The following is a 24,646-nucleotide window of genomic DNA, read 5'->3' as shown; positions in this document are numbered from 1 at the left end:
CCTACCCCTTGAAGTATGACGGGTATATCAAAGCGTCAGGCTTGCCTTTATACTACCGCGCGATTGTTTATAAACTGCCCAAACGACAACAGATGGGAATTCTCAGGTGAAGTTCGTAAAGTATTTATTGATTCTTGCAGTGTGTTGCATCTTGCTGGGAGCCGGCACGGTCTATGGCTTGTACAAGTACATTGAGCCACAGCTGCCAGACGTGAACACATTGAAAGACGTGCGTCTGCAAACCCCCATGCAGGTTTACAGCGCTGACGGCGAGTTGATCGCCCAGTATGGTGAGAAGCGCCGCGTGCCGCTCACCCTGCAACAGATGCCGCCTGAGCTGATTAAAGCGTTCATTGCGACCGAAGACAGCCGTTTCTACGAGCACCATGGTGTCGATCCGGTGGGGATTTTCCGTGCCGCCAGCATTGCGCTGGTATCCGGACACGCCTCACAGGGTGCGAGTACCATTACGCAACAGCTGGCGCGTAACTTCTTCCTTAGTCCTGAACGCACGCTGATGCGTAAGATCAAAGAGGCCTTCCTCGCGATTCGCATTGAGCAGCTGCTGAGTAAAGATGAAATCCTCGAGCTGTATCTCAACAAAATCTATCTCGGCTATCGCGCCTATGGCGTAGGGGCGGCGGCACAGGTCTATTTTGGTAAACCCGTTGATCAGCTGTCGTTAAGCGAAATGGCGATGATCGCTGGTTTGCCGAAAGCACCTTCAACGTTCAACCCGCTTTACTCACATGCCCGCGCGCTGTCGCGTCGTAATGTGGTGCTGGCGCGTATGCTCGACCAGAATTACATCACCCAGCAGCAGTATGATGAGGCGCGCAATACGCCACTGGTCGCGGTCTACCACGGCCCCGAAATTGCGTTCTCTGCCCCTTATTTGAGCGAAATGGTGCGCCAGGAGATGGTGAAGCGTTACGGTGATAGCGCCTACGAAGATGGCTACAAGGTGTATACCACTGTCACTCGTCATCTACAGGAAGCCGCGCAGCAAGCCGTGCGTAATAACGTGATGGCTTACGACATGCGTCATGGTTACCGCGGCCCCACCAACGTGCTATGGAAAGTGGGTGAAGCCAGCTGGGATAAGAGCCGTATTCAAAACGCCCTGAAAGACTTGCCGACTTACGGCCCATTGAATGCCGCCGTGGTCACCAGCGCCAGCGCTGATGAAGCGACTGCAATGATGAAAGATGGCAGCAGCGTATCGCTGAGTCTGGCAGGCGTCCGCTGGGCGCGTCCGTACAAATCTGACACGTTGCAGGGTCCAACGCCGCGCAGCGTGACGCAGGTGCTGCAAACCGGCCAGCAGATTTGGGTGCGCAAAGTGAATAATGACTGGTGGTTAGGTCAGGTGCCGCTGGTGAACTCAGCACTGGTGTCGCTCAATCCGGAAGACGGTGCGGTACGCGCGCTGGTGGGTGGTTTTGACTTCAACCAGAGTATGTTTAACCGCGCAACGCAGGCGCTGCGTCAGGTGGGTTCAAACATCAAACCGTTCCTGTATACCGCTGCCATGGATCGTGGTTTGACGCTGGCTTCTATCCTCAACGACGTACCGATTTCGCGTTGGGATGCCGGTGCCGGTGCCGACTGGCGTCCGAAAAACTCACCACCGACTTACGCGGGTCCCATTCGCTTACGTCAGGGCCTGGGCGAGTCTAAAAACGTGGTGATGGTCCGTGCGATGCGTGCAATGGGCGTGGATTATGCCGCTGAATATTTGCAGCGCTTCGGCTTCCCGGCGCAAAACATTATCCATACCGAGTCACTGGCTTTAGGTGCGGCTTCATTTACGCCGATGCAAATGGCGCGCGGTTATTCGGTGATGGCGAACGGTGGCTTCCTGGTCGACCCTTACTTCATTACCAAAATTGAAAATGAACAGGGTGGCGTGATATTCGAAGAGAAGCCGAAAATTGCCTGTCCGCAGTGCAACCTGCCGGTGATTTACGGTGAAACTAAGAAGTCCGTGGCGTTGAACGAAGAGAGTGTGGAAAACATTTCGACTTCCGATCAATCGCAAAATCAGACCGTGCCACAACCGGAGTTGGAGCAAGTGCCTGCTCAGCCACAACCGGCTGGCGATCAGCAATATGCGCCGCACGTGATTAACACGCCGCTGTCATTCCTGATCAAAAGCGCGCTGAACTCCAATATCTTTGGCGAACCGGGCTGGATGGGAACGGGCTGGCGTGCAGGCCGCGATCTGAAGCGTAATGATATCGGCGGAAAAACCGGTACCACCAACAGCTCGAAAGATGCCTGGTTCTCTGGATATGGTCCGGGCGTGGTGACCTCGGTGTGGATCGGTTTCGATGATTCGCGTGCGCTGGGCCGCTCGACCATGTCAGGTGCCATTCCAGATCAGATCTCTGGCTATGAAGGTGGCGCGAAGAGTGCGCAGCCAGCGTGGGATGAGTACATGAAATCCGCTCTGGATGGTGTGCCTGTACAGCCTCTGACACCGCCGGATGGCGTGGTCACCGTGACCATCGATCGTGGTACCGGCAAGTTGGCTAACGGCGGAGGCAATACCCGTCAGGAGTACTTTATCAACGGTACTCAGCCCACCGAGTACTCGTCCCATGATGTCGGCACCACTATCATGGACAACGGCGAAAGCCACGAACTGTTCTAATGAAAAAAGCCGGCACTGTTTGCCGGCTTTTTTATCTGTGCTGGGCGTAAATCAGTAGGTTAAACGCCCCTGTTTCACCAGCCATTCACGTACCAAAAACAGCGCACTGACGTTACGCGCTTCACGGAAATCCGGTTCGTCCAGCAGTGCCAGCAGGTTGTTAAGCGGCCAACGCCGTACAATTAGCGGTTCTGGCTCATCCCCTTCCAGCTTCTCTTCATACAACTCTTCCGCCACCACAATGTTCATCTTGCTGGAGAAATAGGAGGGTGCCATGGTGAGTTTGCCCAGCGTTTCCAGCTTTCTGGCACCAAAACCCGCTTCCTCTTTAAGTTCACGGTCGGCCGCTTCAAAGGCGCTTTCGCCAGGATCAATCAACCCTTTTGGGAAGCCCAACTCGTAGCTTTCCAACCCGACGGCATATTCCTGAATCAGGATGACATCCTCACCGATAATCGGCACGATCATCACCGCTTCACGATCGGAAGGTTTCATACGTTCATAGACGCGGCGTGCACCATTACTGAAAGCGAGATCAACCGCTTCGATGGTGAATAAGCGGGAGCGAGCGACAGCTTCCACGTTGAGGATGTCAGGTTTTTTCAATGTCATTTTCATATCAGCCTCAAACTTTGCACAACCTTGTGAAACGCGATAATGCCAGCATACCGAAGCCCGAAGCATTGTGCGACACGCAACGAATGGAAAGCATGGTGACACATATCCACTTACAGCTGCCAACAACTTCTTGTTATCGCTAAACTTAAATTTTCACAATAAGTCAACCGGGTTTGACTAAATTCAGAAAATACCGATATTTAATTGAGTGCCGCCTGGTTAACATCCTACTAAGGAATAATCTAATAATTTATAATTCAATGATTTTGTGCGTTATTTTATCTGAGTTTTTTCTTGTCAGAATGACTTCTGCTCGCCAAAATTGACTTGTATTGATGGTTCCACCGGGAGTACATCTTAAACGTGAAGGCAGTTTTTTGGCTAGATTGAGCAAAGCATGAGCACTTTTATCATCATTCTGGCTGTCATGCTGGTCTGCTCATTAGTAGCAGGCATTGGCTACTGGTACGCTATGCGGCATCGTCCGCCGTTGGCGAAACCACTGCCGTTTATTAGTCCGCCCTGCCGTAAACTCACCGATGAAGAACGCAGTGCAGTGGAAACCTACATTGCGTCACTGGCGAAACAGCGACAACGCAGCGATGCCCGCTCCTCTAAGAAGTCCCGAGAGCCAGAAGCCCTGACGCTTACCGCGCAAAGCAACAATGTCTATCCCGTCACGCGTTCTATTACCCGCTACGGCCTTTCTACCGATGACGCCCATCAATGGCGCTATTACCTGGATGAAGTGGAAGTCCATCTTCCTCCGTTGTGGGAACAGTACATCGCTGAAGAGAACTATGTAGAACTGATTCGCACGCAGACAATGCCGCTGGTGATCTCTCTCAACGGTCACTCACTGGTGAACTATGCCATCGAGCAGCCTGCGCTGCCGCCATTGGTGCGGTCAATGTCGACGAACGCCTCCATCCGCAAGGAAGAGAGTGAAAATGTCGAATTGCTGCAGGTGCGTAAAGAAACGCCCGAAGAGTATCGTTTGTCACGTCCGGACGGCACACGCGAAGCCGTCGCGATCTGTTTCGCTTTCTTGCTGTTGTTCCTCAGTCTGGTGCTGCCAGGTAGCCTGATGGTGTGGATTGCCCTGCCCGCCGGCTTGATCATCGCCACCAGTTTATGGTTCCTCTACCGTTTCCCTGGCGAGAAAGGATTGCGAGAAGTGCACTGCCTGCGCGGCGCGCCAAAACGCTGGGGCCTGTTTGGTGAATCCAATCAGGAGCAGAGCAACATCTCACTCGGTATTATCGATTTAGTTTACCCGACCCACTGGCAGCCCTACGTTGCACATGACTTGGGTCAGATGACGGATGTCGATATTTACCTTAACCGCCAGGTCGTGCGCCAGGGCCGCTTCCTCTCACTCCATGATGAAGTGCGCAACTTCCCCGTGCAGCGCTGGCGCCGAAATCTGGTGCTGGCCTGTGGTTCACTGCTGGTACTGGTGATGCTGTTTACCTGGATTCCACTGAGCATGCCGATCAAGCTCAGTCTCGCGTGGGTAAAAGGCACAGAAAGCATTGAGGTCAATAGCGTCGATAAGCTAAGTGCACTGCCGCTGCACATTGGCGACAGCCTGAAAGTGAGTGGTACCGGCATGTGTTCAGTGCCAGGAAATTACCAGAGCAATCGTAGCTATGCTTATATGCCGTTCGACTGCTCAGCGATTTACTGGAACAATGCAGCACCTTTGCCGCAACCTCAGTCTGACATCATTGATAAGGCTGCCGCGCTGCTGGATACCACCACGCGCCAGCTGCATCCGGAAACCAATACCGATCCTAAACTCAACCCGCAGCTCGCCTCTGCCATTCAAAAGTCAGGCATGATTCTGCTGGATGACTTCTCCGATCTGGTGCTGAAAACGCAGGATCTGTGCAGCCAGCAGCAAGACTGTGTGCGGTTGAAGAACGCGCTGGTGAATTTGGGTAATGCGAAAGACTGGGATTCACTCATCCATCGCGCAGATACGGGCAAGCTCAACGGTATGAACGTTCTGCTGCGTCCGGTGAGCGCCGAAGCACTGGAGAATCTGGTCAATACCGCCACCTCCACTTTCTTCTCACGTGAAACCCGTCGCGCAGCGGAAACGCTGAATAGTCCACCACCCGGTGGTTTCCTGATTATCAGCGATGAGGGCCGTCAGATGGTGACACAGCCGCAGCCGTCAGTTTCGCTGTTTGACCTTGATGCGCCGTCTCAGTGGCGTGAATTGCAACGCATGTCCGGCATGCTGTTACATACGCCGTTCGCCGCCAATGGCATCATTACCAGCATTACCACTGACGCCAACGGCACGCGTCACATTGCGCTGCATAATGAACCCGATACCATGGCGCAGTGGCGCTATCTGGGTACCGCCTTGTTGATGCTGGTGCTGATTCTCTGTGGGGTCACCAACGGCTTGCTGGCTCTGCGCCGCATTCACCGAAATCGCCTACGGATGGTGGAAATCCAGCAATATTACGACAAGTGCTTCAACCACAATCTCAGCACTATGCAGAGCGTGCGCTCCCTGTTCTGAGCCCTTTCCTTCTGTGCTACCCTGTCGCCCTGTTTTTAGGGGGTGAAGATGCCAATGCTTAACTGGTCTGAGATCGATACCGTGCTGCTGGATATGGATGGCACGTTGCTTGATCTCGCCTTTGATCGCCATTTCTGGCTGGAACATGTTCCGGAAACCCTGAGCCGCGAACGTGACATCACGCTGGCGGAAGCGCATCTGCTGATTCAGCAAAAGTATCAAGCCGTGGCGCATACGCTAAACTGGTATTGTCTTGATTACTGGTCACAGGAGTTGGCGCTGGATATCCGCGCCATGACGTGGGAAAAACGCCACCGCGCGGCGATGCGTGATGACACAGTGCCTTTTTTGCAGGCGCTGCGTGCTGCGGGCAAGCGCACCATTTTGCTGACCAATGCACACCCGTACAATCTTGATGTGAAGCTGGAACAGACCGGATTAGCTGCCCACCTTGATTTATTACTTTCCACCCATACCTTTGGGTATCCGAAAGAGGATCCACGTCTCTGGCAGGCCGTTCAGCAGCAAACTGCATTCGACAGTGCGCGCACGCTTTTCATTGATGACAGTGAGCCGATTCTGGATGCGGCTGCCCGTTGGGGGATTCGCTGGTGCTTAGGTGTCAGCAACCCGGATTCCGGTCGGCCCGATCAAACTTTCCAGCGTCATACGGCAGTGCGAGACTATCGCCAGTTGTGTGAAACGCTGCGCTAAAGCAGGAGCCGCAATGAAAGAGAAAACCAGCGAAGGCGTCCGCCTCGACAAATGGCTGTGGGCTGCGCGCTTTTATAAAACCCGCGCCATCGCCCGCGAAATGATCGAAGGCGGCAAAGTGCATTACAACGGTCAACGCAGCAAACCGAGCAAAATCGTTGAATTGCAGGCCGAGCTAACGCTGCGTCAGGGCAACGATGAGCGCACGGTCATCATCACAGCGATTGGTGAGCAACGCCGCCCCGCCAGCGAAGCGCAAGAGATGTACGCGGAAACTGCCGCCAGTATTGATAAGCGTGAGAAAACCGCGCTGGCACGCAAGATGAACGCCCTTACGATGCCGCATCCCGATCGCCGCCCGGATAAAAAAGAGCGTCGCGATCTGATGAAATTTAAATTGTCGGGCGATGAGTAATATCCGCCCCAACGAGAGAAACACTATGTCTGTTCAAGATCAACTGCACCGTTACCTGTTTGAAAACGTCGCCGTGCGCGGCGAGCTGGTCAACGTTTCTGAAACCTGGCGCGAAATCGTCAAGGACCACAACTATGCTGAGCCGGTAAAAATCCTGCTGGGTGAACTGCTGGTTGCGACCAGCCTGTTGACCGCTACGCTGAAATTTGACGGCGACATCACTGTGCAGTTACAGGGCGATGGCCCGCTGACGCTGGCAGTGATTAATGGCAATAATAATCAGGAACTGCGCGGTGTGGCGCGCGTAAAAGAAGACGCGGAGATTGCCCCAGGCAGCAGCCTGAAAGAGATGGTCGGCAACGGCTATCTGGTGATCACCATTTCACCTGAAAAAGGCGAGCGTTATCAGGGCGTGGTCGGTCTGGAAGCGGATACGCTGGCAGGCTGCCTCGAAGATTACTTCATGCGCTCTGAGCAGTTGCCAACACGTCTGTTTATTCGCACCAGCGAGAAAGGCGCAGCCGGTATTCTGCTGCAGGTGTTGCCTGCGCAGGAATCAAGCCAGGATGACTTCAACCATCTCGCCACGCTGACCGAAACCGTGAAGAGCGAAGAGCTGATCGAACTGCCTGCGACCGATGTACTGTGGCGCCTCTACCATCAGGAAGAAGCGACGGTATTTGACCCTACACCAGTCAGCTTCAAATGCACCTGCTCACGCGAACGCTGCGGCGAAGTGCTGAATACGTTACCTGTTGAGGAAGTGGACGAGATCCTTGAGGAAGACGGTAAAATCGATATGCATTGCGACTATTGCGGTTCGCACTATGTGTACGATGCGGTAGACATTGCAGCTATTCGCAATGCACCAACCAACAACAGCGATCAAGTGCATTAATTCTCTGTCGGGCGGTGATGCCGCCCGCATTTCTTCAGACATTCCCCCATCACTCCCGGCGAAAATTAACTAATTTACGCTGACTTTAATTTCTTAAGTGGCAGATTTCGCTGCTTGTCACGTTCCAGCTCGCATTTTTAACTATCCTCACTTTTACAGCCCGCCGAGACGTGTAGACTGCGCGCGATCTGCCCTGCCCGGCTATGCGAGGCAGGACGCAGAATCCCCCACATAAAATGCTATGAAGTACGATTTAAGGAGCAGCCACATGCGCGCTAACGGCCTGACATCGCAAGACCTCGCCACTTTGGGCATCAGCGGCACCACGGAAGTGGTGTACAACCCTGACTTTGATACGCTGTTTCAGGAAGAAACCCGCCCGGAACTGGAAGGTTATGCGCGAGGCATCCTGACGCAGAGCGGCGCTGTTGCCGTGGATACCGGCATCTTCACTGGGCGCTCGCCAAAAGATAAGTACATTGTGCGGGATGACACCACGCGTGACACCCTGTGGTGGAACGACGTCGGCAACGGCAAGAACGACAACCAGCCGCTGTCACAGGAAACCTGGCAGGCACTGAAAGACCGCTGCACCGCACAGCTCTCAGGCAAGCGTTTGTTTGTTGTGGACGCTTACTGCGGCGCAAATCCAGACACCCGCCTCAGCGTGCGCTTTGTGATGGAAGTGGCATGGCAGGCGCACTTCGTCAAAAACATGTTTATTCGCCCAAGTGAAGCGGAACTGGCGGCATTCAAGCCCGATTTCGTGGTGATGAACGCGGCACAGTGCACGAATCCAGACTGGCAGGCGCAGGGTTTGCACTCTGAGAACTTTGTCGCCTTCAATCTCACCGAACGCATGCAGCTGATTGGCGGCACCTGGTACGGTGGTGAGATGAAGAAAGGCCTGTTCGCCATCATGAACTACCTGCTGCCGTTAAAAGGCATCGCTGCCATGCACTGTTCCGCAAACGTCGGTAAAACTGGCGATGTCGCGGTGTTTTTCGGCCTGTCTGGTACCGGCAAGACCACCCTCTCCACCGATCCCGATCGCCAGTTAATTGGCGACGACGAACACGGTTGGGATGACGATGGCGTGTTTAACTTTGAAGGTGGCTGCTACGCCAAAACCATCAATCTGTCTGAGCAAGCCGAACCGGAAATCTATCGCGCCATCCGCCGTGATGCTCTGCTGGAGAATGTAGTGGTCCGCGCCGACGGCAGTGTGGATTACGCAGATGCCAGCAAAACCGAAAATACCCGAGTCTCCTATCCGATTGAGCACATCGACAACATCGTGCAGCCGGTTTCTAAAGCAGGACATGCCAGGCGTGTAATCTTCCTGACGGCAGATGCCTTTGGTGTGCTGCCGCCGGTTTCACGCTTAACGCCGGAACAGACGCAGTATCACTTCCTGTCAGGTTTTACGGCCAAGCTGGCGGGTACCGAGCGCGGTGTCACGCAGCCCACTCCAACGTTCTCTGCCTGCTTTGGTGCCGCTTTCCTGACGCTGCACCCAACGCAGTACTCTGATGTGCTGGTGAAGCGTATGGAAGCGGCTGGGGCACAAGCATATCTGGTGAACACCGGTTGGAACGGGAGTGGCCAACGTATTTCCCTGAAAGAGACGCGTGCCATTATCAACGCGATTCTGGCGGGTGAACTGGATGACGTCGAGACGGAGACACTGCCGGTATTTAACCTGCAGATGCCCACTTCGCTGGCGCAGGTGGACGATGCGATTCTGGATCCACGTCGCAGCTGGCAGGACGAAGTCGCATGGCAGCAAGCCGCGCAAGATCTGGCGCAGCGTTTTATCACTAACTTCGAGAAGTACACCGATAACGATGCAGGTAAGGCGCTGGTGCAGGCTGGCCCGCAGTTGTGATATGAACGAGCCGCCAGAAGGCGGCTCGTTGGGCGCAAATTCGGTAGCGGCGCGATTTATCGCGCATACCTGAAGCGGTAATATCGCTGAATGATGCGCAATAAATTGCGCCGCTACTTTTTAACTTTGATGATTGCTGATTAACGCCGGTGCACTATGCTCGGGAATCGGTAGCCACGCGCGGATACGCAATCCGCCATGTTCGCTGTCACCAATCTCCAGCGACCCATCGTGCGCATCAATAATACGCTGCACAATCGCCAGGCCTAAGCCGGTGCCACTGGTACTGCGCGCGCTATCACCGCGAACAAACGGCTGGAACAGATGTTGAAGCTGATCCGGCTTAATGCCCGGGCCATCATCTTCCACCTGGAACCAGGCGCGATTCAGCTCCTGACCGCTACTGACTTTAATCCAGCCATTGCCATAACGTGCCGCATTGACCACCAGATTCGCTACCGCGCGTTTGATCGATAGCGGGTTGATATCCAGCATTAACTCTTCTGGCATCACCGCGTTCTCAATCTCACGCTCGTAGCCACTCTCTGCAGCCACCACTTCACCCAACACGCTGTTCAGATCGGCACGTTCGGTCTGCATCTCCTGACCGGTACGCAGATAATCGATGAACTGCTCAATGATGGCATTGCACTCTTCGATATCCTTGTTAATCGACTCTGCCAAATAACCATCCTGCTCACCCATCATCTCAGTCGCGAGACGAATACGCGTCAATGGGGTACGCAAATCGTGGCTGACACCAGCCATCAATAGTGTGCGGTCATCGGCTAACTGCTTGACCCCCGCAGCCATCTGATTGAATGCCCGCGTCACTGAACGTACTTCAGAGGCGCCGTACTCACGTAACGGTGGAGGAATAATGCCTTTACCGACCTGTAGCGCTGCGTGCTCCAGGTCGACCAGGGGTCGGTTTTGAATACGAATAAACAGCCAGGCACCGCCAATCGCCAGCAACATAATCGCCAGGGTGTAGCGGAACAGCGGCGAGAAGTCGCCCTGATGGATTTCCGTCAGTGGAACGCGCACCCAGATGTCTGGCGACAACCAGGTTTTCAGCCAGACCACTGGGGAATTCTTATTCACCTCGACACGCACATCGGTCGGGCCACCAAGCTGTTGCGCCATCTGCTCGCTGAGGAATTCGTAATGCTGAGCCCAGCGCAAGCCGCTCTCTTCCGCCGCCGCGTTGGTATACAACGAAATACCCAGTTCACGATAAATCTCGCGGCGAAATGCCGGAGGCACTTCCAACTGCGTACCATCTTCCAGCTGCAACCGGTCAGTCATCAACATACGGACTTCGTATGCGAGAACTTTATTGAACTGCTGCAGACTGGGAAGAATGGCGAAATTCAGCACCACCAGGTAGGTCGTTACCAGGCTGACGAACAGCAAGGTAACGATCAATAGCAAAGTGCGGGCAAACGAACTGCGAGGAGAGAAGCGCAATCGCCTCATGCTTTGCTGCCGTCCGGAACAAAGACGTAGCCAAGACCCCATACGGTCTGAATGTAGCGTGGATGCGCCGGATCTTCTTCTACCATGCGACGCAGACGCGAGATCTGCACGTCGATAGAACGCTCCATCGCACTGTACTCACGACCACGCGCCAGGTTCATCAGCTTGTCACGTGACAACGGCTCACGCGGATGGCTCACCAAGGCTTTCAGCACGGCAAACTCACCGCTGGTTAACGGCATAGGCTCATCTTCACGGAACATTTCACGTGTACCGAGGTTCAGCTTGAACTTACCAAAGGCGATAACCGCTTCTTCTTGTGAAGGGGCACCCGGCAGCTCATTCGCCTGGCGACGCAACACCGCACGAATACGTGCCAGCAGCTCACGTGGGTTAAACGGCTTAGGAATGTAGTCATCGGCACCGATTTCCAGCCCAACGATACGATCGACCTCTTCACCCTTGGCGGTGACCATGATGATCGGCATCGGGTTGCTCTGGCTACGTAAGCGACGGCAGATGGATAAGCCATCTTCGCCTGGCAGCATTAAATCAAGCACCATTAAATGGAATGATTCACGAGTCAGCAGACGATCCATCTGCTCGGCGTTGGCGACACTGCGCACCTGAAAGCCCTGTTCGGTGAGATAACGTTCGAGCAGTGCGCGCAAACGCATATCATCATCGACGACCAGAATTTTGTAGTTCTCTTGCATGTTCAACTCCCAAAGGCGCCATTGCCTGAGCCAATATTGTGTAAAAAAGATGCCTACATGTGACAGTCATTAATGGTTTATATTCTAGCCGAAATTGTTACAAAGCATATTAAACAGCAGCTTATATTTAATTTTAGCCCTGAAATGCGCATTGTCTCGCGCTTTTTGTCTGTACTTTCAACCCGCTTAGCCCTTATCTGAAAATTCACGCGGTTTTCTGTTCGCGTCTGGATCATTTTGCCTTTAGCCGCAACGCACGTGGCTATGCCGCGCCATTTGGCTTAAGTCACCAGGGAAGTATCTTTCGATATAGGGATAATCACAGCAGATTATCTGGCACTTTCTGTTTTAGGTACTTGACTGCTCTCGGAACATTGCCAAACCCGCCCCAATCAAGTCCAGTATTAAATAAAGACAGATTAATCAGTGAGTAAACATCACTTTCCTCTCAGACATGGATCTCAGAAACTGCACGAGTTCCTGCAGATATTGCGTCTATTTGGAGAAAGAAAAATGAAAAAAACGATGGTCTTGCTGAGTGCACTGGTTCTGACCAGCCTTTCTCAGGCGCAGGCTGCCACCAGCGCGGGCGAAGCGGCAGGGGCACAAGCCTCAACCACCGCTAAAGGTAACTCAGACGCCATTGGCGTCGGTGCCGTTGGTGCACTGCTTGGCGTGGCATTAGCCACCATGGGTGGGGGTGACAAAGGCTCAAGCAGCACGTCTACCACCACAGCCACCACGCCCGGCAAATAATTCGTATCTTCAGAGCGCGGCAAGGCTCCGGCGCTTTTCCCTTTTTACTGCCAGCCCATTTCGCCACCGGAGAATAAGTAGCGCCCAAGGCTTTTTTACCCAAGCCATTATTCTCCGCCTCTTTTTTATTCCGTATCCTTAACGTATTCAATGCTGTTCACAAACCAGATCTTTTGTCCTTCTGGCGTGTTCACCGTCACCTCGTCATCCACTTCTTTCTTGATCAACGCGCGCGCCATCGGCGAATCAATTGAGATGTAATCTTTTATCCCTTCACCATAAATTTCATCGGGCCCAACAATACGAAACCGCTTTGCCTCGCCCTGCTCATTCTCCACTACCACCCAGGCACCAAAGAACACTTTGCCCTCCTGCTGTGGGGCATAGTCAACAATTTTGAGATCGGCGAGGCACTTGCGCAGATAGCGCACACGGCGGTCAATCTGGCGCAACAGACGCTTGTTGTAGGTGTAATCGGCATTTTCTGAGCGATCGCCCAGGCTCGCAGCCCAGGAGACAATTTTGGTGATTTCCGGACGCTTTTCATTCCACAAATGGTCGTGCTCGGCACGTAATTTGTTGTAGCCTTCGCGGGTAATCAGTTGAGTTTTCATCACATCTACTCGTGGTAACAGCATTTCAGGTCGTCAGGAAGCCAACAATAAGCGACTGCTCAGCCTTCAGCAAGGCATGCCCAACAATGTGCGCGCTGCATTCAGAAAAAGACGGATTCACTTGCCCCCGGCTGGCAATTTGCAGTCTCAATCCGTATAACTGTCCCCTATTTCCAACCCTGTGTAAGCATTGTTAATGATGATGAAAGATTCACTGAGCCAGATTATCGCAAGTGAGCTGAAGGCGCGCGCCGACCAGGTTGACGCAGCCGTTCGCTTGCTGGATGAAGGGAACACCGTGCCGTTTATCGCACGTTATCGTAAGGAAGTGACCGGTGGGCTGGACGACACCCAGTTGCGTCAGCTTGAGAGCCGTCTTGGCTATCTGCGTGAGCTGGAAGATCGCCGTCAGTCTATTCTAAAATCCATCGACGAACAGGGCAAACTTACCCCAGAACTCGCCAGCGCGATCAATAACACACTGAACAAAACCGAGCTGGAAGACCTTTACCTGCCTTATAAGCAGAAACGTCGTACCCGTGGTCAAATTGCCATCGAGGCCGGGCTGGAACCGTTGGCCGAAACGCTGTGGCATGATCCCTCACAGGACCCAGAACAGCTGGCAGCGGGTTATGTCGATGCGGATAAAGGCGTTGCCGACGTGCGCGCGGCCTTGGATGGTGCACGCTACATCCTGATGGAACGCTTTGCTGAAGACGCTACGCTGCTGGCGAAAGTGCGTGATTACCTGTGGAAGAATGCACATGTCGTGTCCCGCGTGGTGGAAGGCAAAGAGGAGGAAGGCGCGAAATTCCGCGATTACTTCGATCATCATGAAGCCCTGAGTTCTGTGCCTTCGCACCGTGCATTAGCGATGTTCCGTGGTCGCAATGAAGGTGTGCTGCAACTGGCACTGAATGCCGATCCGCAATTTGACGAAGCACCCCGTGAAAGCCACGGTGAGACACTGATTACCGAGCACCTGCAACTGCGACTGAATAACGCTCCGGCGGATAGCTGGCGTAAAGCCGTGGTGAGCTGGACCTGGCGCATCAAGGTGTTGCTGCACCTCGAAACCGAGCTGATGGGCACCATCCGTGAACGCGCGGAAGATGAAGCAATTAATGTCTTCGCCCGCAACCTACACGATCTGCTGATGGCTGCTCCGGCTGGCATGCGCGCGACCATGGGCCTCGATCCAGGCCTGCGTACCGGCGTAAAAGTCGCCGTGGTGGATGCCACCGGCAAATTAGTCGCGACCGACACGATTTATCCGCACACCGGACAAGTCGCAAAAGCAGCGAACTCCGTCGCGGCGCTCTGTGCCAAACATCAGGTTGAACTGGTGGCCATCGGCAATGGTACCGCTTCACGCGAGACCGAGCGCTTCTTCCTCGACGTGCAGAAGCAGTTCCCGCAAATCCACGCGCAGAAAGTGATCGTCAGCGAAGCGGGCGCCTCCGTTTACTCGGCTTCTGAACTGGCCGCACTGGAGTTCCCAGATTTAGACGTTTCTTTGCGCGGAGCCGTTTCCATCGCACGCCGTCTGCAAGATCCACTGGCCGAACTGGTGAAAATCGATCCGAAATCTATCGGTGTGGGCCAGTATCAGCACGACGTCAGCCAAAGCCAGCTGGCGAAGAAACTGGACGCCGTGGTAGAGGACTGCGTGAACGCCGTAGGGGTTGACCTCAATACCGCCTCGGTGGCGCTGTTGACCCGTGTAGCAGGCTTGACGCGCATGATGGCGCAGAACATTGTCAGCTGGCGTGATGAGAATGGTCGCTTCCAGAACCGTCAGCAGCTGTTAAAAGTCAGCCGTCTTGGGCCAAAAGCGTTTGAGCAGTGTGCGGGCTTCCTGCGCATCAACCAGGGTGATAACCCGCTGGATGCCTCAACGGTGCACCCAGAAGCCTATCCGTTGGTTGAGCGTATTCTGGCGGCAACCGAGCAGGCATTGAACGAGTTGATGGGCAATCCTGGTGGTTTGCGTGACCTCAACGCGCGTGACTTTACCGATGAGCGTTTTGGTCTGCCGACTGTCACTGACATCATTAAAGAGCTGGAGAAACCGGGCCGCGATCCACGTCCTGAATTCAAAACCGCGCAGTTTGCTGAAGGTGTAGAAACGCTGAATGATTTGCTGCCAGGCATGATTCTGGAAGGCGCAGTCACCAACGTCACCAACTTCGGTGCCTTTGTCGATATCGGCGTACACCAGGATGGTCTGGTTCACATCTCATCTCTTTCCGACAAGTTCGTTGAAGATCCGCATCAAGTGGTGAAAGCCGGCGACATTGTCAAAGTGAAGGTGATGGAAGTGGATATGCAGCGCAAACGTATTGCCCTCACCATGCGTCTGGATGAGCAACCTGGCGAAAGCAATGCGCGCGGCGGTAATAACCGCAGCAGTGGCAAAGAGCAGAACCGCCCAACTGCTCACAACAAAGCTCGCGGCAAACCCGCCAGTGCGCCAGCAGGCAATAGCGCCATGGGCGATGCATTGGCCGCGGCTTTCGGTAAAAAGCGCTAAACTCATCATGTTTAGGGCGGCCTTCATGCCGCCCTAAAACGCGCCTCTGCATGACCCTCTCAAGTTGATAAATCCCCCCTACCGTCTACGCTGAAAAAATCCGTGTGAAAAAATGACCTTCCGCGTGGCCCAACGATCTGATGGACAAAATCAACGCATTACTTGATGAGATTTACGAAGGCCGCTTTCCCGTCGCCGCACGTGAGCGCCTGCTTTCGCACATTCGCGCTGCGCGTGATACCGCCAAACTGCCACGCAAAGCGCACTGGGATGAAAAAGATGTGGTGTTGATCAGCTATGCCGATCAGTTCCGCGAACCCGATCAGCCCACACTCGCCAGCTTCTCACGCTTTTATCAGCAACACTTACAATCGACGTTCAGCCTGGTGCACCTGCTGCCGTTTTTCCCTTATTCGTCTGATGACGGTTTCTCGGTGATTGATTATCACCAGGTCAATCCGATCTGCGGCAACTGGCAGCATCTTGCTGCCTTACACAGTGAAACCCGACTAATGTTCGATTTCGTCTGTAATCACATGTCCGCACACAGCCAGTGGTTTCAACATTTTCTGGCGCAGGACCCCGGCTGGGATGACTTTTTTATCAGCATGCCGCCCGCCACGGACCTCAGTGCGGTCACGCGGCCACGCACCTCACCGCTGCTCACCCCTTTTACCCTGGCTGACGGCGAAACACGCTTTATCTGGACCACTTTCAGTGCCGACCAAATTGACCTCAACTTCGCCAATCCGGAAGTATTGATTCGCATGGTGGACGTGCTACTGGATTACCTCAATAAAGGCGCCGACTATGTGCGGCTTGATGCCGTTGGCTATATGTGGAAAACGCCTGGAACCAACTGTATCCATCTGGCAAAAACGCACCAGTTAGTGAAGCTGTTTCGTGCCATTGCCAACGAGGTCGCGCCCGGTACGGTGATTGTCACCGAAACCAACGTGCCGCATAAAGACAACATCAGCTACTTTGGCAACGGTCATGACGAAGCGCAAATGGTGTATCAGTTCTCCCTGCCGCCGTTGGTGCTGCACGCCATTCACTCAGGTTCATCACGTGCGCTACGCCAGTGGGCCAGCACGCTGGACACAGGAAATGGCAGCACCACCTTCTTCAACTTCCTCGCTTCGCACGATGGCATAGGCCTAAACCCGGCTCGCGGGATTTTGTCGGAAATCGAAATTGTGGCGCTGGTGCGTGAGTTAGCGCTGGAGGGCGCTCTGGTCTCTTACAAGAACAATCCGGATGGCACCACCAGCCCTTATGAAATCAACGTGACCTACCTCGATGCACTCAACCATCAAACTGATGATGATGACACGCGTTTACGTCGATTCTTGCTCGCACACGCCATTTTGCTGGTATTCCCCGGCGTGCCCGCGATTTACATCCAGAGCATCCTCGGTTCGCGCAATGATAACGAAGGCGTGCATGCCGCCGGACATAACCGCGCGATCAATCGAGAAAAATACAGCCTGCATGACATGGAAGCATGGATCAGCGGTGGCAACACGCTGCGTCAGCAGGTGTATGAACGCCTGAGCGCCTTGATTCAGCTCCGCACGCGCCAGCCTGCCTTTCATCCCGACAACCCGATGACGTTATTAGAGAGTGAAAATGCACTGCTGATGCTACGTCGCCATCAAACAGGTAGCGACGAGGGGTTACTCTGCATTTTTAACCTCAGCAGCCGCGACATCACGACGCAGTTGCCGCAATCAAAACTTTATCAGGACGTGATCAGTGGGGAAAAAGTAGATGGCAGCGAGCCATTCACGCTCGCTGCCTGGCAGTTTATGTGGCTGCGAGGATAAACTGCTGCACCTGCTGGCAAAAGGCCTCAGGATGTGAAACGAACGGCGCATGCGCAGCTTTCTCCATCACCACCGAAGGTGAATCCGACCAGCGTGCATCCAGCATTTCAGCAACGCGGCGAGGGACTAAACCGTCGAGATAGCCGTAAATGCGCATAAACGGCAGCGATAGTGTGTCCAACTCGGCACGCAGATCCACCTCCTGTAAGATCTTCAGCCCGCCCTCAAGCACTTCAACTGAAGGCATCGGCTGCGACAGCACCACTTCCTTCAACTGACGAGCATCCTGGCGCGCATTCTCCGTGCCCATGGTTTGTAACGCCAGAAAGCGTTCCACCGTGCGCTGGAAGTCATTGCTTAGCTGCTGCTGGAAGCTTTCCAGCGTTTCCGGCTTGATGCCGGGCCACTCACCGCGCGCGGTAAAACAGGGCGAAGAGGCAACGCTAATCAATGCGCTAACGCGTTCCGGCTGCGTCAAGGCGATTTGGCTGGCAACCAATCCTCCCAACGACCAACCGAGTAGCACCGCACGCACGGGCAGTTGCGGTAGCAGCTGTTGCGCCATATCGGCTAAGGTCAGGGGCCCAAAGCCCTGGCTGCGGCCAAAGCCTGGCAGGTCCACCAAATGCAGGCGAAAATGCGGGCTGAGTCGAGGAACGATGTTTTGCCACACTTCCGCGTTTAGTCCCCAGCCGTGAAGCAGCACAAGATCGCGATCGCCCTCGCCTGTGGTGTGCCAGTAAAGCGAACTCATCGGTTACACTCCCGAAAAGTAAAAAGAGGCCGCTATGCTATCAATCCCCGCACTGTGTTGGCTATGCCGCTTACCGCTGCAGATCGCGGGACATGGCATATGCAGCCGCTGTATCAGACAGATTCCCCCCTTACCCGCACTCTGTCCTTGTTGTGGATTACCCGCCTGCGGTACCCAGCTCTGCGGCCGCTGCATCCGCCATCCGCTGCCATGGCAGAGCTTAACCTGCGTCAGTGATTACCAGCCACCGGTCAGCGATTGGGTATTGCAACTAAAATTTTCCCGAGCGACCGCACTTAGAGTGATGCTGGCGCGGCTACTTTTGTTAAAATTATTAACAAATCGGCGCAATAACCTTTTACCACGCATAGATTTAGTGTTGAGTGTACCGCTGCATCGCCGCCGAGCCTGGCGGCGTGGCTACAATCAGGTCGAGTTGGTGGCAAAACCGCTGGCGCACTGGTTAGGCTGTGAATATCGCGAAGGCGTTCGCCGTCGAAGGCAGGGTGCTTTACAACATGCGTTGCGTGCCACTGCCCGTAAAAAGAACCTGCGCGGCGCGTTTCGCCTTGAAATGTCGGTGCGCGGACGTCATATCTTACTCATCGATGATGTGGTGACCACCGGAAGCACGGTGGCAGAAATCAGCCGCATCCTGCTGGCGCAAGGCGCGTCCAGCGTACATATTGGCTGCCTGTGCCGTACCTTGTAGAGCGTCGGTGTTGGGCGTATTATAACCAAGTAATTTAGTCAACTATTGAGCAATCGCCATGATCGTTATTACTGATGCTGCGCAAGAGCACTTCTCGAAATTGCTGTCGAAACAAGAAGACGGCACGCAAATTCGCGTATTCGTCATTAATCCGGGTACGCCGACCGCGGAATGCGGCGTTTCTTACTGCCCACCCGATGCAGTAGAAGCCACTGACACCGAAATGAAGTTCGAAAAGCTGTCAGCTTATATCGATGAGCTGAGCGCTCCTTATCTGGAAGATGCCGAGATCGATTTTGTCACTGACAACCTCGGTTCCCAGCTGACGCTGAAAGCGCCGAACGCCAAGATGCGCAAAGTGTCTGACGATGCGCCAATGGTTGAGCGTGTAGAGTATCTGCTGCAGGCGCAGATCAACCCGCAACTGGCTGGCCATGGCGGTCGCGTATCGCTGATGGAAATCACCGATGACGGCTATGCCATTCTGCAGTTTGGCGGCGGCTGTAACGGCTGTTCAATGATCGACGTGACGCTGAAAGATGGTATCGAGAAAGAGCTACTGGCAGCCTTCCCTGAGCTGAAAGGTGTGCGTGACCTCACCGAACACCAGCGCGGCGAGCACTCTTACTACTGATTTTGTGGCGGCAGCGCATCCGTGCTGCCGCTCTCTTATGCCTCTTTGCGCCCCACGGTGACCGCTTTCATCACCTGCTGTACCGCTTTATCATCAAACATTTCTTCCAGCGTGACGCTCAACTTCCGTCGCCAATTCGGATATTCATTCACTGTACCCGGTACATTGACTGGCGAAGTCATTCCCAGCCAATCCTCCGGTTGTAGTCCTAGTAAAGCGCTTCCCGTCTGAGCAAGAAAACGATGCATCGCCAAATTCAGCGCGGGTGTGAGGGATTGTTCATTCGCTAGCTCAGTGCCTTGTGCAGACAGTGCCCCCGCCTGCTGTAATGCATCCAGTAACGCTTGCTTCTGCGTGACCCGCTGTTGTTGCAGTGATTGCAGTACGCTTCCGCGGTACATCCCCAGTTTCTCGCCCAACGTCAAATCACCGGCCTGCCAGAATCCACTTAACGTCGGCAAATCATGCGTACTGGCGCTGGCAATCGACTGGCGAGGATAGGCAGAAGGTGGGCGATATCGGCCATCTCTTTCCTGTTCAAAAAAGAGAACCTTCCAGGAAAAGATGCCGTGGCTACGCAACATACGAACGATCATCGGCGGCACCGTGCCTAAATCCTCGCCAATCACCATGCAGCCATGCCGCTGGCTTTCCAGTGCGAGGATCGCCATCAACTCGTCGACCGGATACGAAACGTACGCGCCCTTGTCAGCACCTTCGCCATAAGGGATCCACCACAGCCGCAGCAGTGCCATCACATGGTCGATACGCAACGCGCCGCAGTCACGCATATTGGCACGCAGCAGGTCGATAAACGGTTGATATCCCCGTGCACGCATCACATGCGGATCGAGCGGCGGCAACGCCCAGTTTTGCCCCAGCGGCCCCAGACGATCGGGCGGCGCGCCCACTGACGCGCCAAGCTTATAGAGCTGCGGGTCCAGCCAGGTTTCTGCGCTGTGTTGCGCTACCCCAACCGCCAAATCACGATACAGCCCAACCGCCATACCCAGTTGCTGGCTTCGCTGCCAGCAGGCCGCAAACTGTTGCTGCGCCAGCCACTGCAGCCAACTCCAGAACTGAATCTCATCTTCATGATCGGCACACCACTGCTGCACCTCAGGCTGGTGCGCGTGACGCCAACCTTCCGGCCATTTCTCCCAGCCCCATTCGTCAGGATGACTGGCGGCACGTTCCGCAAGGATGCCATCAAAAGCCGCTTGATAGCGCAGCGCGTCACCGCCTTCAGCAACAAACTGCTGAAAATCGGCATCGGGTTTCCAGCTTTGCCAGGCAAAACGTAATGCCGCTATTTTCAGCGCAGCGACCGCACTGTAGTCCACCCAATCAGTGGCACGAGCTTGTTTTAATGCGGTACGGGTTTTGGCGAGCTTCCACCAACGTTGCGCCGCGATGCTGTGTGCAAAAGCCGCCACCTGGTTGACATCAATGTAGAGCACATTCAGCCAGCGGCGCGACGCTGGACTGTAAGGACTGGCATGGTCCGGTTGAGCCGGATAGAGCGCGTGCAGAGGGTTGAGGCCAACAAAATCACCGCCGTTGGCCGCAACCTGCTCCAGCATCTGCTGCAAATCGCCGAAATCACCGATGCCCCAATTGCTGTCAGATCGCAGTGTGTAAAGCTGCACCAACGCGCCCCAACGCTTTTCACCCTGTTGCAGTGGCTCGGGCAGATAGCAACGGCGTGGTGCGATAATGATGCGCGTTTGCCACTGTTTGCGTCCCTGACGCAACGTGAAGCTGTGATAGCCCTGCGGCAGGCGCGGCGGGAGCGTTAACGCTTCCCCACCCTGAAGGGTCCCACTGAAGGTTTTGCCCTGTTCGCTCTGGAGTTGCCAGCTAAACTCGCCTTTGCCCTGCGGCGTAAGCTGCCGCTTGGTGCGCGGCGTAAAGACCTGCACCGGCGGCAGCGGCGGCACCTTACCTGCTGGCGTATCCATTACCGCCAGCAGGGCTCGTTTAGTCTCATCACTGATGCTTTCAGGTTCACCTTTAGCATTGATAAATTCCACGGCGATACCGGCGGACAGCGCGTCCTGATCCAGTTTGCTGAGCGTCATGGTTTTCTCCTTTGGCGCGGTGCGCCTAGATGCGCACCCTACAAAATCGTGTAATCGCGTTGCCATGTCGCCATTTTGGGCGACCTGGCATCAGCGCGCAGCCTGCCAGATACGCTGTTGGTAATCGCGGATGGATCGATCCGAACTAAAACGCCCGGTACGCGCGGTATTAAGGATGGCCGCCTTGGTCCAGGCCTCTGGATTCTTCCACAGTGCTTCCACTTGCTGCTGCGCGGCGATGTATGCATCGAAATCCGCCAGCACCAGCCAGGGATCGCCATTTTTGGTCAGGCTATCGAGCAGCAAATTAAACGCCTGTTTATCGCCATCGCTAAACTTGCCCTTCTCCAGGTCCTTCAACAAGCCATCAAGATACGGGTTCTTTTTGCGCAGTTTTTTCGGGCTATAGCCGTTGGCTTTGAGCGCCTTCACCTCATCGACGGTATTGCCGAAGATAAAGATGTTCTTTTCGCCCACCGCATCGGCAATTTCGACGTTGGCACCGTCCAGGGTACCAATGGTGAGCGCCCCGTTGAGCGCCAGCTTCATATTACCGGTACCAGAAGCTTCATAACCGGCGGTGGAGATCTGTTCAGAAAGATCGGCGGCGGGAATCATCAATTCCGCTGCCGTGATGCGGTAATCCGGAATAAACACCACTTTGAGCCGATCGCCCACCTTCGGATCGTTGTTGATCACTTCTGCCACTTTATTGATGGCATAGATGATGTTTTTAGCGAGGTAGTAACCCGGTGCCGCTTTTGCGCCAAACAGGAACACACGCGGCACGAAGTCGGGATTTTTCGGATCTTCACGTAGCTGGCGATAACAGTGCAGCATATGCAGCAGGCTGAGGTGCTGGCGTTTGTACTCATGCAGACGCTTAATCTGCACATCAAACAGCGCATCCGGGTTCACATCAATGCCGGTGACGCGTTTGATATATACCGTCAGGCGCAGCTTGTTTTGCTGCTTGATGGTGCGGAACTGCTGACGAAATGCTTTCTTACGCGCGTAAGGTGCCAGCCACTCCAGCGCATCCAGATCGTTAGCCCACTCGACCTGTAGTGTTTCATCAATCAGGTTAGATAACAGGGGATTACACTGTTTGAGCCAACGACGCGGCGTGATGCCATTGGTGACATTATGGAATTTGTTTGGCCAGAGCTGGTGATATTCCGGGAACAGATCTTTCACCACCAGTTCAGAGTGCAGCGCGGCAACACCGTTAACCGCAAAGCAGCTCACCACGCACAGGTTTGCCATGCGCACTTGCCCTTCGGCCACCACGGCCAGCTTATGCCAAATCTCACGATCACCCGGCCACTGCTTCTTCACCACTTTTTTCAGGCGCTGATTAATTTCACGGATAATCAGCATATGGCGCGGCAGCATGTCGCGAACCAGTTGTTCATCCCATCGCTCCAGCGCTTCCGGCATTAACGTGTGGTTGGTATATGCAAATACCCGGCTGGTGATATGCCAGGCTTCATCCCAACTCAGTTGATGTTCATCCAGCAGCACACGCAGCATTTCCGGGATGGCAATGGTGGGATGGGTATCGTTGAGTTGAATCACTTCGAACTCAGGCAAGCTGTGAATCGAACGCCCGGCAAAATGATGACGCCGCAGGATATCTCCCACCGCACAGGCGCACTGGAAATACTGCTGCATCAGGCGCAGTCGCTTGCCTTCGGCATGATTATCATTGGGATAGAGCACCTTGGTCAGCTTATCGGCGTCGATCCCCGGCTGCTCGGCCTGCACGAATTTGCCATTGTTGAACAGGGTGAGATCGAACGGGTGTGCGCTGGTGGCTTTCCACAGCCGTAGCGGTAAGGTCACGCCATTACGATAACCCACCACCGGCAAATCCCAGGCTTCTCCCTTTAAATGAAATTTCGGCCTCCATTGCAGCGTGCCATCCTCATTTTTCTTCACTTTACCGCCAATGCCTACCTGCACATCCTGCGCGGCGTTATGGCGAAACCAGGGATAGCTATCACGCTGCCAGTCGTCCGGTGCCTCTTTTTGCTGCCCATCATCAAAGGTCTGGCGGAACAGGCCATATTGATAGTTGAGCCCATGTCCCATTCCCGCCTGCCCGACGGTCGCCATTGAATCCATATAGCAGGCGGCTAAGCGCCCTAATCCGCCGTTGCCCAGCGCAGGATCAATCTCTTCTTCCAGCAATTCGCTCAGCTCTACCTGATGCTCGGCCAGCGCGGCCTGTACCTCGTTGTACCAGCCGAGATTGAGCAGGTTATTGCCGGTCAAACGACCAATCAGAAATTCCATCGACAGATAATTAACATGGCGCTGGCCCATGCGCGGTGTGGCGGGCGGTTGGGTGGCGAGCATTTCTGCCAGCACGCTGCTCAGCGCTTGCCACCATTGGTGCGGTGTCATTTGTTGGGCGGAAGTGAGTCCAAGATGCTGCCATTGGCGGGTAAGTGCGGCGTCGAAACGTGTTTTATTAAATTTTTGCTGCGACATATCAATCCCTTCGAGTCCGTTAACGGTAAAGACGGGCGAGCGCATAACCAGAAAGGATAAGTTAAGCCGGAGGCGGAGAAAAAAGCGACAGGGAAATGCGGGTGCGGTGAAAAAAAACGATGTTGAGGCAGACTCATGTTATTGCGGTGCAATTTATCGCGCAGTGCATTGCGTACTACTTTTGGGTCGCCATAAATGGCAACCCTACAGCGATCGTAGGGTGCGCATTTAGGTACAACCGGGCACATGGGTAACAGATCAGACCGGGCACATAGGTAACACTTTTGTGCTCAGTCGATTCGAATAATACTTTT

18 protein-coding genes are annotated in these 24,646 nt (G+C 54.4%); 11 read left to right on the top strand and 7 right to left on the bottom strand.

The window, feature by feature from the left end; all coding sequences use genetic code 11:
- The first annotated feature begins 106 nt into the window (after positions 1-106).
- The gene (mrcA, locus tag ACPUC8_RS22000) at positions 107-2,656 is read left to right on the top strand and encodes a peptidoglycan glycosyltransferase/peptidoglycan DD-transpeptidase MrcA (protein WP_494927347.1); all 2,550 of its coding nucleotides are present in this window, start codon (positions 107-109) and stop codon (positions 2,654-2,656) included.
- Between the two features lie 51 nt (positions 2,657-2,707).
- Here mrcA and nudE read toward each other — a convergent pair whose 3' ends face one another.
- A complete protein-coding gene (nudE, locus tag ACPUC8_RS21995) occupies positions 2,708-3,274 on the bottom strand; it encodes an ADP compounds hydrolase NudE (RefSeq protein ID WP_058969754.1) in 567 nt (188 codons plus the stop codon).
- Positions 3,275-3,671: 397 nt separating this feature from the next.
- Between nudE and ACPUC8_RS21990 the strand changes: the two genes are divergently transcribed.
- The 5 genes from ACPUC8_RS21990 to pckA all read left to right on the top strand — a co-directional run bounded on the left by ACPUC8_RS21990 (position 3,672) and on the right by pckA (position 9,728).
- Positions 3,672-5,813 carry an intracellular growth attenuator family protein gene (locus ACPUC8_RS21990; protein ID WP_058969756.1) on the top strand — a complete coding sequence of 714 codons (2,142 nt, stop codon included), beginning with the start codon at positions 3,672-3,674 and terminating at the stop codon, positions 5,811-5,813.
- A gap of 54 nt (positions 5,814-5,867) precedes the next feature.
- The gene (yrfG, locus tag ACPUC8_RS21985; RefSeq protein ID WP_058969777.1) at positions 5,868-6,527 is read left to right on the top strand and encodes a GMP/IMP nucleotidase; all 660 of its coding nucleotides are present in this window, start codon (positions 5,868-5,870) and stop codon (positions 6,525-6,527) included.
- 13 nt (positions 6,528-6,540) lie between these two features.
- Positions 6,541-6,942: a ribosome-associated heat shock protein Hsp15 gene (gene hslR / locus ACPUC8_RS21980; protein ID WP_058969758.1), complete on the top strand. Its 402-nt coding sequence runs from the start codon at positions 6,541-6,543 to the stop codon at positions 6,940-6,942.
- Positions 6,943-6,967: 25 nt separating this feature from the next.
- Complete coding sequence (gene hslO, locus ACPUC8_RS21975; protein ID WP_039332675.1) at positions 6,968-7,840, top strand: Hsp33 family molecular chaperone HslO; 873 nt, start codon at positions 6,968-6,970, stop codon at positions 7,838-7,840.
- Positions 7,841-8,108: 268 nt separating this feature from the next.
- Positions 8,109-9,728, top strand: a complete 1,620-nt coding sequence (gene pckA / locus ACPUC8_RS21970) for a phosphoenolpyruvate carboxykinase (ATP) (RefSeq protein WP_494927346.1) — start codon at positions 8,109-8,111, stop codon at positions 9,726-9,728.
- Between the two features lie 120 nt (positions 9,729-9,848).
- Here the strand turns inward: pckA and envZ are convergent, their stop codons facing one another.
- Positions 9,849-11,207, bottom strand: coding sequence for a two-component system sensor histidine kinase EnvZ (envZ, locus tag ACPUC8_RS21965; protein WP_039332673.1), 1,359 nt, complete (start codon positions 11,205-11,207; stop codon positions 9,849-9,851).
- On the bottom strand, positions 11,204-11,923 hold the full coding sequence (ompR, locus tag ACPUC8_RS21960; RefSeq protein ID WP_001157751.1) for an osmolarity response regulator transcription factor OmpR: 720 nt from the start codon (positions 11,921-11,923) through the stop codon (positions 11,204-11,206). Before ompR ends, envZ begins: the two co-directional genes overlap by 4 nt.
- A 513-nt stretch (positions 11,924-12,436) precedes the next feature.
- Between ompR and yjbE the strand changes: the two genes are divergently transcribed.
- Entirely contained in the window at positions 12,437-12,679 is a 243-nt protein-coding gene (gene yjbE / locus ACPUC8_RS21955; RefSeq protein WP_039332668.1) for an exopolysaccharide production protein YjbE, read from the top strand.
- 125 nt (positions 12,680-12,804) lie between these two features.
- Here yjbE and greB read toward each other — a convergent pair whose 3' ends face one another.
- Positions 12,805-13,293 carry a transcription elongation factor GreB gene (gene greB / locus ACPUC8_RS21950; RefSeq protein WP_283227981.1) on the bottom strand — a complete coding sequence of 163 codons (489 nt, stop codon included), beginning with the start codon at positions 13,291-13,293 and terminating at the stop codon, positions 12,805-12,807.
- Between the two features lie 202 nt (positions 13,294-13,495).
- Between greB and ACPUC8_RS21945 the strand changes: the two genes are divergently transcribed.
- Positions 13,496-15,826, top strand: a complete 2,331-nt coding sequence (locus ACPUC8_RS21945) for a Tex family protein (RefSeq protein WP_494927365.1) — start codon at positions 13,496-13,498, stop codon at positions 15,824-15,826.
- A gap of 140 nt (positions 15,827-15,966) precedes the next feature.
- A complete protein-coding gene (locus ACPUC8_RS21940) occupies positions 15,967-17,655 on the top strand; it encodes an alpha-amylase family glycosyl hydrolase (protein ID WP_494927345.1) in 1,689 nt (562 codons plus the stop codon).
- Here the strand turns inward: ACPUC8_RS21940 and bioH are convergent.
- A complete protein-coding gene (gene bioH, locus ACPUC8_RS21935; RefSeq protein WP_494927344.1) occupies positions 17,636-18,409 on the bottom strand; it encodes a pimeloyl-ACP methyl ester esterase BioH in 774 nt (257 codons plus the stop codon). The two genes, ACPUC8_RS21940 and bioH, sit on opposite strands and share 20 nt — an antisense overlap.
- Before the next feature lie 34 nt (positions 18,410-18,443).
- On the opposite strand from bioH, the gene ACPUC8_RS21930 reads away from it, so the two are divergent.
- Positions 18,444-19,121, top strand: coding sequence for a phosphoribosyltransferase family protein (locus ACPUC8_RS21930; protein WP_494927343.1), 678 nt, complete (start codon positions 18,444-18,446; stop codon positions 19,119-19,121).
- A 58-nt stretch (positions 19,122-19,179) separates the two neighbouring features.
- On the top strand, positions 19,180-19,755 hold the full coding sequence (gene nfuA, locus ACPUC8_RS21925) for a Fe-S biogenesis protein NfuA (RefSeq protein WP_039332658.1): 576 nt from the start codon (positions 19,180-19,182) through the stop codon (positions 19,753-19,755).
- A gap of 35 nt (positions 19,756-19,790) precedes the next feature.
- Here the strand turns inward: nfuA and malQ are convergent, their stop codons facing one another.
- The gene (malQ, locus tag ACPUC8_RS21920) at positions 19,791-21,836 is read right to left on the bottom strand and encodes a 4-alpha-glucanotransferase (protein ID WP_494927342.1); all 2,046 of its coding nucleotides are present in this window, start codon (positions 21,834-21,836) and stop codon (positions 19,791-19,793) included.
- Positions 21,837-21,926: 90 nt separating this feature from the next.
- Positions 21,927-24,332, bottom strand: a complete 2,406-nt coding sequence (malP, locus tag ACPUC8_RS21915; protein WP_494927341.1) for a maltodextrin phosphorylase — start codon at positions 24,330-24,332, stop codon at positions 21,927-21,929.
- Between the last annotated feature and the right edge of the window lie 314 nt (positions 24,333-24,646).

The sequence above is a fragment of the Pantoea sp. CFCC18177 genome (assembly GCF_059412425.1).
This window is presented reverse-complemented; position numbering and strand designations above follow the sequence as displayed.